10 protein-coding genes are annotated in these 14235 nt (G+C 67.8%); 6 read left to right on the forward strand and 4 right to left on the reverse strand.

Translation table 11 applies throughout. The features are described 5' to 3' along the window. Positions 1 to 48 precede the first annotated feature (48 nt). The 6 genes from IEX89_RS21315 to IEX89_RS21340 all read left to right on the forward strand — a co-directional run bounded on the left by IEX89_RS21315 (position 49) and on the right by IEX89_RS21340 (position 8686). Positions 49 to 2889 (forward strand): hybrid sensor histidine kinase/response regulator, encoded by a 2841-nt coding sequence (locus IEX89_RS21315; RefSeq protein ID WP_188915300.1) that lies wholly within the window; start codon positions 49 to 51, stop codon positions 2887 to 2889. Continuing rightward, complete coding sequence (locus IEX89_RS21320) at positions 2886 to 3374, forward strand: chemotaxis protein CheW (protein ID WP_244645625.1); 489 nt, start codon at positions 2886 to 2888, stop codon at positions 3372 to 3374. The genes IEX89_RS21315 and IEX89_RS21320 overlap by 4 nt, the downstream gene beginning before the upstream one ends. Positions 3375 to 3401: 27 nt before the next feature. Then, on the forward strand, positions 3402 to 3785 hold the full coding sequence (locus IEX89_RS21325; RefSeq protein ID WP_188915301.1) for a response regulator: 384 nt from the start codon (positions 3402 to 3404) through the stop codon (positions 3783 to 3785). After that, entirely contained in the window at positions 3782 to 4480 is a 699-nt protein-coding gene (locus IEX89_RS21330; RefSeq protein ID WP_188915302.1) for a hypothetical protein, read from the forward strand. Before IEX89_RS21325 ends, IEX89_RS21330 begins: the two co-directional genes overlap by 4 nt. A gap of 95 nt (positions 4481 to 4575) precedes the next feature. After that, complete coding sequence (locus tag IEX89_RS24655) at positions 4576 to 7695, forward strand: sensor domain-containing protein (RefSeq protein ID WP_188915303.1); 3120 nt, start codon at positions 4576 to 4578, stop codon at positions 7693 to 7695. Positions 7696 to 8374: 679 nt separating this feature from the next. Next, on the forward strand, positions 8375 to 8686 hold the full coding sequence (locus tag IEX89_RS21340; protein WP_188915304.1) for a hypothetical protein: 312 nt from the start codon (positions 8375 to 8377) through the stop codon (positions 8684 to 8686). Between the two features lie 81 nt (positions 8687 to 8767). On the opposite strand, the gene IEX89_RS21345 is transcribed toward IEX89_RS21340, so the two are convergent. The 4 genes from IEX89_RS21345 to IEX89_RS21360 are packed head-to-tail and all read right to left on the reverse strand — an operon-like array spanning position 8768 to position 14188. Then, on the reverse strand, positions 8768 to 9175 hold the full coding sequence (locus IEX89_RS21345; protein ID WP_188915305.1) for a hypothetical protein: 408 nt from the start codon (positions 9173 to 9175) through the stop codon (positions 8768 to 8770). After that, positions 9172 to 12273, reverse strand: coding sequence for an efflux RND transporter permease subunit (locus IEX89_RS21350; RefSeq protein ID WP_188915306.1), 3102 nt, complete (start codon positions 12271 to 12273; stop codon positions 9172 to 9174). The genes IEX89_RS21345 and IEX89_RS21350 overlap by 4 nt, the downstream gene beginning before the upstream one ends. Next, positions 12270 to 13577: an efflux RND transporter periplasmic adaptor subunit gene (locus IEX89_RS21355; RefSeq protein ID WP_188915307.1), complete on the reverse strand. Its 1308-nt coding sequence runs from the start codon at positions 13575 to 13577 to the stop codon at positions 12270 to 12272. Before IEX89_RS21355 ends, IEX89_RS21350 begins: the two co-directional genes overlap by 4 nt. After that, positions 13574 to 14188, reverse strand: a complete 615-nt coding sequence (locus IEX89_RS21360; RefSeq protein WP_188915308.1) for a TetR/AcrR family transcriptional regulator — start codon at positions 14186 to 14188, stop codon at positions 13574 to 13576. The genes IEX89_RS21355 and IEX89_RS21360 overlap by 4 nt, the downstream gene beginning before the upstream one ends. Between the last annotated feature and the right edge of the window lie 47 nt (positions 14189 to 14235).

The following is a 14235-nucleotide window of genomic DNA, read 5'->3' on the forward strand; positions in this document are numbered from 1 at the left end:
CAAGAAGAAGATCACGGCGCAGCCGCGCCCGACCAAGTGGGGAACCCGATGGATGACCTCTTGCGCGAATTCCTGACCGAAACAGGTGAGCATCTCGACACGGTCGACGTCGAGCTCGTTCGCTTCGAGCAGGACCCCAACAACGAGAAGATTCTCTCGAACATCTTCCGTTTGGTTCACACGATCAAGGGCACCTGCGGGTTCCTCGGTCTGCCCCGGCTCGAGTCTCTGGCGCACGCCGCCGAGACCCTGATGGGGCGGTTCCGGGACGGCTTCCCGGTGACCACGAACGCGGTGTCCCTGATCCTGGCCACGCTGGACCGGATCAAGGAGATCCTCGCCGAACTCGAGCGCACGGCCGTCGAGCCCGAGGGCGAGGACGTCGACCTCATCGGCGAGCTCGAGCGGATGTCGAGCCTCGAGGCGGACGTGCTCCTCGCGGAGGCGGCCCCCGCGCCGTCCGCCGCGCCCGCCCCCGCGCCGAAGCCCGAGATTCTGAAGCTGCCCGACATCGTCGAGCGCGAGGCCAAGCCCGGCGAGGTCACCCTCGACGATCTCGAGCGCGCCTTCCTTGAGGCGCCCGGCCCGGACGAAGACTTCACCGCGCCGCCACCGCCGCCCCCCGTCGCGGCGAAGGCGCCGCCCGCGCCCATGCCCACACCCGTGCCCGCACCCGCGCCGCAGGTCGAGGCCAAGGCGGAGGCCAAGGCGGAGACCAAGGTCGAGGCCAAGGTCGAGGCGAAGGCAGAGGCCAAGCCCGAGCCTCGCGGCCGTAACGCGCAGGCCGCCGAGAAGGAGGCCCCCGAAGGCGGCGGCTCCTCCGACAGCGTCTCCAAGGTGCAGACGATCCGCGTCAACGTGGATACGCTCGAGCACCTGATGACGATGGTCTCCGAGCTGGTGCTGACCCGCAACCAGTTGCTCGAGATCGCTCGCCGGCACGAGGACAACGGCTTCAAGGTGCCGCTGCAGCGCCTCTCGCACGTCACCGCCGAGCTGCAGGAAGGCGTCATGAAGACGCGCATGCAGCCCATCGGCACCGCCTGGCAGAAGCTGCCGCGCGTCATCCGCGACCTCTCCTCCGAACTCGACAAGAAGATCGAGCTCGTGATGCAGGGCGCCGACACCGAGCTCGACCGCCAGGTGCTCGAGGTCATCAAGGACCCGCTCACCCATATGATCCGCAACTCGGCGGATCACGGCATCGAGACCCCCGCCGAGCGCCGCACCGCCGGCAAGTCCGAGCGCGGCACCATTCGCCTGAACGCCTATCACGAGGGCGGCTCGATCACGATCGAGATCTCCGACGACGGCAAGGGCCTGAACTTCGGCGCCATCCGCAAGAAGGCGGTGGACCGCGGGCTCGGCACCGAGGCCGAGATCGAGCGCATGAGCGAGGTGCAGATCGCCAAGTTCATCTTCCATCCGGGCTTCTCGACGGCCAAGGCGGTCACCGCCGTGTCCGGCCGCGGCGTCGGCATGGACGTGGTCAAGACCAACATCGAGCTCATCGGCGGTACGGTCGACATCCGGTCCGACGAGGGCAAGGGCACCACCTTCACCATCAAGATCCCGCTGACGCTCGCCATCGTCGCGGCCCTGATCGTCGCCGCCGGAAACCAGCGCTACGCCATCCCGCAGGTGGCCGTGCTCGAGCTCGTGCGGGTCAAGAAGGGCGCCGACCACCAGATCGAGCGCATCAACGGCTCGCCGGTGCTGCGCCTGCGCGACCGGCTCCTGCCGATCGTGCCCGCCGGCAAGGTGCTGGGCCTCGACGGGGCCGACGCGAATGCCGGCGACGAGGGGTTCGTCGTGGTCTCCCAGGTCGGGCGCCAGCGCTTCGGCATCCTTGTCGACGGCGTCTTCCACACGGAGGAAATCGTCGTCAAGCCGATGTCGACCAAGCTGCGCCACATCCCGCTGTTCTCGGGCAACACCATCCTGGGCGACGGCGCGGTGGTGCTGATCATCGATCCCAACGGGGTCGCCAAGATGGTCGGCTCCGGCACGGCCGAGCAGCAATACGGGTTCGAGGATACCGGCGAGGCGGCAGAGTCCGACGAGCAGGAGACCGTGACCCTCCTCGTCTTCCGCAGCGGCGGCCAGAGCCTCAAGGCCGTGCCGCTCTCGCTCGTCACGCGCCTCGAGGAGATCGACGCCGGCAAGATCGAATGGGTCGGCGGGCGTCCGCTGATCCAGTACCGCGGCAAGCTGATGCCGCTCGTGCCGGCCGATCCGTCGATCGCGATCAAGCGCGAGGGCTCCCAGGCGCTGGTCGTCTTCTCGGACGGCGAGCGGGCGATGGGCCTCGCGGTCGACGAGATCGTCGACATCGTCGACGACGTGCTCGACATCGAACTCGTGGCCGATCGCTCGGACCTCGTCGGTTCGGCGGTGGTGCGCGGACGCGCCACCGAGATCGTCAACGTGGCCCATTACCTGCCGCTCGCCCACGAGGACTGGACGCGCGGTGGGCCGCCGAAGATGGCGAGCTTCTCGCGTAGCCTGCTGCTCGTCGACGACAGCGCCTTCTTCCGCGACATGCTCACGCCGGTTCTCAAGGCGGCGGGCTTCAAGGTGATGGTCGCCGGCTCGACCGAGGAGGCGCTGCAGGTGCTCTCCGCCGACAAGCGCATCGACGTGATCGTCACCGACATCGAGATGCCGGGCCGCGACGGCTTCGCCTTCGTCGAGGCGGTGCGCGCTCAAGCCCGCCTGCACGACGTGCCGGTGATCGCGCTCTCCGCGGGCGTGGACGCTCAGGCGCTCGAACGAGCCCGAAGGCTCCAGATCAAGGAATTCGTCGCGAAATTCGACCGATCCGGGCTGATCGCCGCCCTCGGCGAGATTCCGGAAGCGCGCATCGAACATTACGGAGAAGCCGCATGACGCCCGCCATGACGCATGCCGCCGGAGCGGAGCCGGGTGTGGAAGACGCCAGCGAATACGTCACCTTGACCGCCTCGGACCAGACGTTCGGGATTGGCATCGAGCGCGTCCAGGACGTCTTCGTCGTGGCCTCGCTCACGTCCGTGCCGACGGCGCCCGGCGAGATCGTTGGGCTGCTGAACTTGCGCGGCCGCGTGGTCACGGCGGTGGATCTGCGCCGGTGCCTCGGATTGCCGGATCGGAACGGGGGCGGCGAACTCATGGCGATCGGCCTGGAGCACAAGGGCGAGGCCTATGGACTGGTGGTCGACGCCGTCGGCGAGGTGCTGAAGCTCCGGCAGGAGACGCGGGAGGCCACTCCAGTGCACCTCAATGCGCGCTGGGGGCAGCTCATGCACGGCGTCCACCGCCTGGGCGACCGCCTGCTGATCGTCCTCGACGCCGATGCGGTCCTCGCCTTCGACCAGGATGCGCGCGCGGCCTGAGCCCGGCGCCTCGACGAAAGACAAGCCATGGCAATCGACACCAGCATCCCCGTCCTCGTCGTCGACGACTATCAGACGATGATCCGGATCATTCGTAATCTCTTGAAGCAAATCGGGTTCTCAGACGTCGACGATGCGGCCGACGGGACCGAGGCGCTGGCGAAGATGAAGGCCCGACGCTACGGGCTCGTTATCTCGGACTGGAACATGGAGCCCATGACGGGATACGAACTCCTCAAGCACGTTCGCGCCGACGATGAGACGCGAACGACGCCCTTCATCATGGTCACCGCCGAATCGAAGACGGAGAACGTGATCGCTGCCAAGAAGGCAGGCGTCAACAACTACATCGTCAAACCCTTCAATGCGGAGACCCTGAAAAACAAAATCCAAGCGGTGATCGGATCATGAGCGCCGCCGCCAAGCCCTATCGCATCGAGCGGCTCCAAACGCCTCCGGACATCTCGGATCAAGGCCACGCGAACGGCGAGATCGTCTCGCGGCTCATCGAGATCCGGCAGCTCCTCGAGGCGGGGGCACAGGGTGCCGCCGTGGCCGCCGAGCCCGTCCAAGGCGAGCGGACCGAGATCATTCGAATGAAGGCGGAGCTGGACGCCGTCGCCTACACGATCGAGAGGACGAAGCAGGAGGTCGCGACCCTGCACTTAACGGACGCGAACGGGCGCGAGATCTCGCGGACGAGCGACGAACTCGGCGCAATCGTGGCCGGGACGGAGGGCGCGACCAACGCGATCCTGCACGCGGCCGAGGCCATCGACGAGGCCTCGGCGAGCTTGATCGCCCGCCTGAAGGGCGACGAGGCTGCGACCGCGCGCGACATAGCCGATCAGGTCGTCCGGATCTTCGAAGCCTGCAACTTTCAGGACATTACGGGGCAGCGTGTCTCGAAGGTGCTGGCCTCGATGCGCTTCATCGAGGACCGCGTGAACCGGATGGTCGAGATTTGGGGCGGCCTGTCCGCGCTCGGCCAGGCCGAGATCGTGCTGGACCCGGACCTTTCGGGGGAGCGGGCACTGCTCAACGGGCCTGCGCTCTCGGCCCTGGATGCGACCACGCAAGCCGAGATCGACGCATTGTTCGACTAGGCTACCGGGAATCAAGCTAGGCGGAGCGCAACCCAGCATCCGACCGATTCTGGAGGGCGCCGTCCGATCGGTATTCGCCACAAGGGGGCTCGACAATGGAAGACGAGCGGCGTGCAATACCAGCGAGCGAGGCCGGACGCGACGTGCTGATGCCGTCGCTCCTCGTGGGGGTCATGATCCTGATCTTCGCGTGGACCGGCTGGAGCCAGCGCGACCGCGAGCACGTGGGGATGCTCGTCCTGTCCGAGCTGGAAAGCGCGGTCGGCGATCACCGTGCGCTCGCGATCCGCACCGGCAAGCTCCTGCTACGATCCCGTCTCGAGCCGCACGAGAGGGACGCGCTCGCAACCGAGCGCGCGCAGATCGCGGCGGAACTGGCCGGGGCGAGCGAGACCGCGCTCGTCCTTCTTGAGAGCACGGAGATGGCCGAGCGCGAGCGATACGCCAGAGCCGTCACCTCGCTCGGGGACAGGATCGGAGGGGCTCTCGCCCTCGCTGCTGGCCTCGACCTCCGGGAAGGCGATCTCCAGCTCGGCGAAGCTGTCGCTGCCGCCGCCGCGCGCACGGCAGTTGAACTGAATCGAGAGCTGACGACCAAAATCTCCAGGAAGTCGCAGCAGGACACGCACGTCCTCCAGGACGTGATGGCTCTGCTCACCGCGCTCGTCGTTGTCGCCTATCTGGCTCTCTCGGTTCTGCCGGCACGCGCTCGTTTTATCGCCGAAGCGAAACGGCTTGCCGAGCTCCGGGACGAGGTCTGGACGCTCTCGACCATCGCCCGCAAGACCCAGAGCGCCGTGATCGTCACCGATGCGCTCGGACGGGTGACCTGGGTCAACGAGGCCTTCACTTGCATCTCCGGGTTCGGGATCGAAGACGTGAGGGGACGCACGCCAGGCTCAGTCCTGCAATGCGAGCAGACGGACGCAAGGACCGTCTCGGCGATCCGCGGCGCGTTGAGAAACCGAGAGCCGATTCGCTGCGAGATCCTCAATCGCGCAAGTGAGGGCCGGCTCTACTGGCTGGATCTGGACATCCAGCCGCTTCACGACCAACGAGGTACGTTCACCGGGTTCCTTGCAGTCGAGAGCGACGTCACCGAGCGCAAGACGCTGCTTCTTGCCGTGGAGGAGCGCAACCGCGATCTCGAGACCATGTCCGAGATCGCGCGGATCGGTGTCTGGACCTGGAGCCATGGGCGGTTCCACCCCAACTTCTCGGCCGAGGCGCAGATCGTGCTCGCCGGACTCTGCGACAGGAAGAGCCCTCGGCTTGCGTTGCTCGCGGCCTTGCCTCCTGCGCGCCGTCGGGAACTAGCAGGCCATCTTCTCGCCTGCGCGCGCGGCGAGGTGCCGGCCTTCGCTGCCAATTTTCCCATCGGCGAGCCGGGAGGCGTGCAGCGCTGGCTGCGGATCACCGCGCGTCTCGACGCGCAGAAGGGCGAGCTCATCGGCTCGGTTCAGGATGTCAGCGATCTGGTCTCGGCGCATCGCGAAGCGCACGTGGCGAAGACACGTCTCGAGCTTGCGGCCCACAGCGCGCGCCTCGGTCCCTTCGAGTGGAATCTCGACTCGGGTATCTTCTGGACGGGGGAAGCCTGGTGGCTCAATCTCGGATTTGAGGAAGTACCCAAAATTGATAATTTGGATAGCATCATTGTTCTCGCGCACCCGGCCGATCGTGCCGATCTCGTCTGCGCCATCGAGGCATGCCAGGGCGATCCGGCAAGGACGCTGAGCGCGGCCTTTCGGATGATGATTGATGGCGGCGAGCACCGCTGGGTCGAGATCGTCGCTCGCAATACCTGCGATGGCGGGGAACGCGTCGGGCGCATCTCCGGGATTATGAGAGACATACACGAGGAGCGCGCAGCCGCGGAACAGGCGCTCTTCGCCGCCTCCCACGATCTTCTGACCGGGCTGCCGAACCGAGCGGAGTTGAAGCGTCGCACCGCGTCCGCACTCGAGGAGGATGCGCCCGGCGGGTCCGTCGCCGTGATGCTGCTCGATCTCGACCGCTTCAAGGCCGTGAACGACACCTTCGGCCACGCAACCGGGGACGAGGTTCTCGTCGAGGTCGGGGCGCGTCTGCGCGCGTGCGTTCGCGATCGTGATCTCGTCGCTCGACTTGGCGGCGACGAGTTCGCGGTCCTGGTCAGGAGCGAGCGAGAACTCGAGAAGGATTGCGCGGCGATTTGCGAGCGCATCATCGAAGCCGTTTGTCGTCCGATCTCGATCGGGGAGCGCCGGATCCAGATCGGAACCAGCGTCGGGATCGCGATCAGCGGGGTCTACGGCCACGCTCCCGATCCCCTTCTGCGCAACGCCGACGCCGCGCTCTACAAGGCCAAGGCCTCCGGAAAAGGCCAGTTCTGCTTCTTCGACGAAAAGCTTGCGGCGAAAGAGGCCGATCGTCGCGTCCTGCAGGCGGATCTGCGCGATGCGCTGGAGCGGAACGAGCTGCAGCTGTTCTATCAGCCCGAGATCGACCTCGCGACGGGCCGCGTCCGCGCCGCGGAGGCGCTGCTTCGCTGGATGCACCCCGAGCACGGCCTCGTCGCGCCCGACAGGTTCATCCCGATCGCCGAGGAGACCGGGCTGATCGTCCCGATCGGGAACTGGGCGATCGAGACCGCTTGCCGTGAGGCGGCCTCCTGGCCCGATGACGTGATGGTGGCCGTCAATCTCTCGGCGGCGCAAGTCGGGAAGGTCGATCTCGTCAGCATCGTTCAGAACGCCCTCGCGGACGCGGGCATAGCGCCGTCGCGTCTGGAGATCGAGGTGACCGAAAGCCTCTTCCTGACGGCCGATCCAGCCCTCCTGCGCGATCTCGAGCACCTCGACGCGATGGGGGTACGCCTCGCCCTGGACGACTTCGGAACGGGCTACTCGTCGCTCTCCTATCTCCAGAGGCTGCCGTTCAAGCGCATCAAGATCGACCGCAGCTTCGTTGCCGGCATCACCGAGGATCCCCGTGCCATGGCCATCACGAAGGCCGTCATCGATCTTGCCGCCGCGCTCGGAATCGAGACGACGGCAGAAGGGGTCGAGACGTCCGCCCAGCGCAGGCTCCTGGCCGAGCACGGCTGCACGCACGCGCAGGGGTTTCTGTTCGGCAAGCCTCGCCCCAGGATCGAATTACCCGCGGCTGGGGAAGGCGCCAATGTCGTCGCTGGTCCGTGGGCCGCGCAGCGGGATAATGCCTCGAATTTATAACGTAAACAGCCCTGCACACCGATAGGCGTTCGCGTCTTTGATGCGAGCCATCAGGTTCATTATCCTCTTTTACTTTGTGCCATACTGGATGATTGCGGCGTCTCATTCCGATCGGCGAGGGAATTTTATCAAAAAACCAAATATATATTTATACGCTGACATAAATGGTTTCCAACGCAATCGGTCGGGTTCTCATGACAAACGAGGGAATGGCTATCATGCGAGGCCACCCTCAATCTATCGAGCGAATACTCCCGGCTCGACAGCGCACTGCAGTTCACGCTCCGTTCGGTCACGTCCCCGGTGAGGGCGCGATTACGTCGATAGGATTAACAGGGCGAGCATGATGCCCGACAGCGTCGAGCCAAGCGCGACCACCGTTGCCGTTTTCGAACGGTATTGCACACGATCTCCCTCACGCCCCCGGCCGAGGCCCCCTTGGGAGCACATTTGATTATAGCAAATGATCGCTTGCCGCTGCCGCAATCTGTCAAGGTCGCCTAAGGCGTTAGGCGGAGTGACAATGCGACGCACAATACCTCGACGACGACATTCTGTGGATCGGCGGCGGGGTTTCGCGCCGATCGGCGCGGGGTCCCAGTCCTGAAGGACATCCCTTTACAGGGCTCCGCCGCGGGAAGGCGGGGTCCCGCGATGGAGCCGAGTGACAGGAGCGAGCATGAGACCGACCGCGACGCGTATTTGCTGCATGATCGGCGGCCTCTTTATCGCGGCCCCGGTCTTCGCGCTCGTCGACATGCCCGGGCACGAGGGTGAGGACCTCTCGGCCGAGCAGAAGAAGGAGCTGATCCCGCGCACCGAACGATTTCGGGAGGAGCTTCCAGCGATGCTCAAGGAGATATCGGCGGCTCTCGACGAACTTCGGAGCAAGGCCCGGTCCGAGGGCAACGAGGACATCGCCCAGCTGGCGAGCGAGATCATGACGCACGCCCGGACCGAGGAACTGGTACTCTACCCGCCTCGCTGCTGATCGGCGATTATCTCGCGGCGACCAACGTACGCGAGCAGTGACATCCGCCGGCGCTGCACTCTCATCGCAGCTCGAGCGTCCTCACCGAAGACCGTCTGCCGGACGGTCCCCGGGTCCCGTCGTGGCGCGTGCGCGCGCCAGCGAGGCGACGACGATCCAGAACACGAGACGAAGCGTCAGCGCTCCCAGCGTGCGCGTTTCCCATGGCGCCCCACCGAGCACATGCCAGCCGAAAGCCCCCATGACGACGACGAGCGCCCCGACGATCAGCCACGCCAGCAGCCGCCCCCACGATTTCGATAGAAAGATGCCGATCCCGGCGATTACGTAGAGAAAGCCGGAGGCGAAGTTGAACCAGAGCACGAGCGGGACGACCGCTCCTGCCGCTGCCCTGGCGTCAGTAGGCCCAAACAGCACCATGCCTCCGGAGAACAGCGTCATCAGGCCGAAGACGACGGCGAAGCCGCCGAGAAAACGGTTGCGTGTCATGTGATCACCTTCGGTTTGGAGCGACTGAGCCCGAAATCGTCGAGGATGGCGTAGAGCGCCGGAAGCACCATCAGGACCAGGACGGTCGAGGCCAGCAGGCCGAAGACGACCGAGATCACCAGGGGCTTGAGCGTCTGCGCCTGCGTGCTCGTCTCGAGCAGAAGCGGCGCCATTCCCATGATGGTCGTCGACACGGAGACGAAGATCGGGCGAAAGCGCGCCCGGGCCGCGAGCCCCGCCGCTTCGGCGACGGCCAGTCCCTCCAGCGCCCGCTCCTTCGTAACCTGGACCATCAGGATCGAGTTGTTCACCACGATGCCGGCGAGCGAGGCGGCGCCCACGAGCGAGGGCATCGAGATGTCGTAGCCCATCAGTACATGGCCCCAGATCGCCCCGAGGAAGGCGAGCGGGATCGTCGCCATGACGATGAGCGGCTCGACGTAGCTGCGGAACATGAACGAGAGCACCACGAAGATGCCGACGAGACCGATGGCGAAGCCCCGCAGAATCGACGCGACGGTCTCGGCGGAGTTCGCGCTCTGCCCGCCGATGGCGAAGCTCGTTCCGGGCAGGCTCCCGGTGAGATCCGGCAGGAAGTCCCGGGCGATCGCGGTGACGATGGCGTCCGCGTTGGCGATCCGGCCGTCGACCTCGGCCTGGACTCTCACCGTCCTCACGCCGTTCACGTGCGTTATGGTCGACCAGCCCTGCGCCTCCTCAATGGTCGCCACCGTCGAGAGCGGCACCGTCCCGCCCCCGGGCAGGGCGATCGTGAACGCCTCCAGATCCGCACGCGCGTCGCGATCGGCGGCCGCCTGGACGATCTCGATCTCGTGGGCGACATCCCCCTCCCGCACGGTCATGATCGTGGTCCCGAGGAATGCGGCGCGCAGCTGCCCGGCGATCTCCGCCGTCGTGAGCCCCAGCGCATGTGCGCCCCGCGCGAGCTCGAGCCGCAGCTCAGGCGTTCCGGGCCTCAGATCCACCGAGGCGTTGCGCACGCCGCGGTAGGTCTCGAGCTCCGCCAGCGTCGCGAGCCCGGCCGACCGGAGCCTCCCCAGATCGGGGCCGGAGAGGCGTATCTCCACGGCGATCCCCTGCGGTCCGATCCCCGGCTCGGTCAGGACGAGCGAGCGCACACCCGGCAGCGGACCGATGGCGGCGCGCCATCGGGCGATCAGGTCGTCGAGGGTCGTCGTTCGCGTTTCCGCTCCGAGCAGGTCCGCCGACACGGTGGCGACGTGCGCGCCGCTCTCGCCTGCGGCGGGATTGTAGTTGAAGCGCGTGATCGTCCGCTTGACGAGCGGCGCGCCTTCGGGCTGTGCGGGCGACAGCTCGCGGTTCACCTCGTCGAGGGCGGCGACCACCTGTTCCGCCACCTCGCCCGTGCGTGCGAGCGGCGTGCCCGCCGGCATCAGGATGCGGGCCTCGAGCACGTCGCCATCGATGTCGGGCATCGCCTCCCGCTCGACCAGCCCGCCCGCCAGCGCGCCGACGGTGACGATCAGCGCGGCCGCGACGACCCCCGCCACGAGATAGCGCCGGGCGATGGCGAAGTCGGCCATTCGTCCGACGCCCCGCTCGCGCAGGGTGGCGAACGCCGCGTCGAACCGCGCCCGGAACCGAGACGGCGCGCTCTGCGTGCTCCGCAGGCCGTGCTGGAGGTGGTGCGGCAGGATGAGGAAGGCCTCGACCAGGCTCGCCGCGAGCGCGGCGACGAGGACGACCGGCAGCACCTCCAGAACCGCGCCGAGCTCGCCCGCGAGGAACGAGAGCGGCGCGAAGACCGCAACCGTCGTCAGGAACGACGACATCACCCCCGGAGCCACGGCGCCGACGCCCTTCACGACCGAGGCGACCGAGATCCCCTCTCGCGCCGCCTCCACGGCGACGGAGTCGGAGATCACGATGGAATCGTCCATCACGATGCCGATCGCCATGAGGAGCGCGACGAGCGTCATCATGTTGATGGAGAGGCCCAGCAGCGCCATCGCGAGGAAGGCCCCCAGGAGCGCCACGGGCAGCCCCATCGCGGCCCAGATCGCGAAGCCCGGACGGAAGAAGAGCGTCATCACTGCGAAAACCAGGACGAGCCCGATCACGCCGTTCTTCACCAGCATCGCCAGCCGGTCGCGCACGATGCTCGTCATGTCCTGCACCACCTCGAGCCGGATCCCCTCGGGAAGGGCCGCGTTCTCGGCCGCGACGAGCGCCGTCAGGCTGTCGAGCGCGCGCAGCGCATCGGCCTCCAGCGGCTTGTGCACGGCGAGCAGCACGGCGCGCTTTCCGTCGACGTAGGCCCGCTCCTCCGCCGGCGCGTACTCTTCCTCGATCGTCGCGATCTGCCCGAGTGTCAGCGTGGCGCCCTCGGGCAGGGTCAGCACGGGGATGTCGCTCAGCGCCGCGATGCTGCGCCGCTCCTCCGTGAAGCGCAGGCGCAGATCGGAGGCCGCCGTCTCCAGCTCGCCCGCCGGAAGATCGACGCTTTGCGCCTCGATCGTGGCCGCGAGCCCCGCGGCCGACAGGCCGTGCTGCTCGAGGACCGCCCGGGGGACCTCGATCCGCAGCTGCCGCTGGCCGATCCCGTCGACCGTCACGCGCGCGACCTCGGGCAGGGCCGCGATCGCGTCCTCGAGGCGCAGGGCGACGCGGTCGAGCTCGCGTTCCGGCAGGTCGCCCGAGATCGCCACGGAGGCGACCCGGTCCGTGCGGTGCAGCTCGCGAACGATCGGCGGATCGGCGCGGTGCGGGAGATCGTCGATCGCCGCCGCCTCCGTCCGGATCTCGTTGACGAAGCGCAGGGCGTCGGCGCCGGCGCTCATCGTCGCCACGGCGCGGGCGCGGTTGTCCTGCGCCGTGCAGGTCAGCTCCTCCAGGCCCTCGACCGGCTGCAGCGCGGTCCAAAGCGGGCGGCAGATCGCATCCTCCACGTCGCCCGCGGCGCCGCCGCGATAGACGACCACGATCTCGGCCTCGACGGGGCGGAAGTCGGGGAAGGTCTCGCGCTTCAGGCCCGGAGCCGCCATCACGCCCGCCGCGATGAACAGGACGAGCAGCAGGTTGGCGGCGGTCGGGTGAGCGGCGAACCAGCGGATCACGGCGTCTCCTCCACGACCGAGAGGGGCGTGCCCGGAAGCGCGGGGGAGAGATCGTCGAGGACGACCGACTCGCCGGCGGCCAGCCCTCCGGCGATCACCGCCTCCCCGTGCTGGCGAAAGGCGACCCGCACCCGACGGGCGTCCAGCCGCCCCTCCTCGTCGCGCACGTAGACCGTGTCGCCGCCATGCACGGCCTCTTCCGGAACGACGACGCTCGGCGGGAGCGGCGGACCGGTGAGGGTCGCCTCCACGTACATGTTGGGCACGAGCGGGAGGCGCGCGGGCGGGGCGGCGCCGGCATACGGATCGTCCACGCTGACAACGACCCGGACCGATCGCGCCTGCGGGTCGAGCTCTCCCTCCACCCGGCGGACCCGGCCGCGCCAGACCTGCTCGGGATGCGAGACGAGGCGAAGGACGGCTTCTATCCGCTCCGCCGGGCCTTCCCGCAAGGCGGCGAGCGGGTCGACATCGTCGTCGTGGGCGGAGCCGAGCAGCCGCACGAAGGAGTCGAGCGGCACGTGCGCCACCACCTCCGCCCGGTCCACGCCGTGGCCGACGAGAAGCCGCTGGCCGATGTTGACGTACTCGAACCGCTCGATCTCGACCGTGTCGACGCGGATGTCGATGGGCGCCGTGATCGCCGTATGCTCCAGGTCCCGCCGCGCCCGCGCGAGCGCCGCCTCGACGCGCGCGACCTGCGCCGCGAGGCGGTCGCGCCGTGACGGCAGCAGGGTGAGGGTGTTGCGCAGCTCGGCCACCGTGCGACGGATCTGAAGCGTGGCGCGCTCCTGCTCGTCCGCCCGCGTCTGCGGCACGGTCCCCCGCTCGACGAGGGCGCGGGTGCGGGCGAGCTCCTCTTCCGTGAGTGCGAGCCGCTCTTCCTCCAGCGCGAGAATGCGCCGGGTGTTCTCTTCTTCCGCGGCGAGCTGCGCCTTCTCCGCCTCGAGCCCCGCCAGATCGGCCTCGGCCTGGGCGATCGCCAGGCGATAGTCGGCGGGGTCGATCTCCAGGACCTTCGTCCCCGCCAGGATCAGGCGCCCGGACTCGAGCTCGGGATGGCGGAAGACGATCCGCCCCGCGACCTCGGCCACTGCGGTCCAGGTCTCGCTCGCCCGGGCGTTGCCCCAGCCCCGGGCCACGGGCCGCACCTCCTCCATGCGGGCTTCGACGACACGCACCGCTACCGCGGACGGCGTCGCTTGCGTCTTCTCCGGGCCAGGCGCGCGTGCGACGAAGAAAGCCGCGACGGTGAGCCCAGCGAGGATCGGCACGAGAAACAGAAGCAGCCTGAACCTCGTCATGGCTCGTCTCCCGCGGTCCGCGTCGTCATCAATCGCAGTTGTTCCTTCGCGAGGCGGGCTCCCTCCTCCGCGAGATCGAAGCTGCGCCCGCTGATCGACCAGCGCACGACGAGACCCTGGAGCAGCGCGATGACGAGAAAGGCGGCGTCCTGCGGATCGACGTCCGGACGCATCAGGCCCGTCTCCCTCGCCCGGGACGCATGCTCCGCGATCATCCGATGAAAGCGCGTCAGCAGACCGTGAAATATCGTCCGCAGGCCCTCGTTCCTGGCGTGCAGCTCCCGGGAGAACAGAATCGCCGGGATCGCGGGCGTGCCCTGGATCAAGCGCAGCTGCGCCTCGACCAGGGCCTGGATCTCGTCGATCGGTGTATCGCCCGAGCCGTGCGCGGCCTTCCAGCGCGCCTCCATCATCGTCCCGATCCGCGTGGCGACCGCCTCCCAGAGGTTCTGCTTCTTGGGGAAGTGCCGGAAGACGCCGGGCTGCGTGAGACCGATCTCCTCGGCGACGGAGTCGATCGTGAGCCGCTCCGGCCCGAGCCGGTCCGCGATGAGCAGAGCCGCCTCGACGATTTCGGCCTTACGGTCCTCGGCGGATTTGCGGGTGCGCATTCGTGCTCTCTAAGTTAGCGTCTAGTCACTAACTAATTGCGGCTCGC

Source organism: Salinarimonas ramus, from assembly GCF_014645695.1.
In the GTDB taxonomy this organism is placed as follows: domain Bacteria; phylum Pseudomonadota; class Alphaproteobacteria; order Rhizobiales; family Beijerinckiaceae; genus Salinarimonas; species Salinarimonas ramus.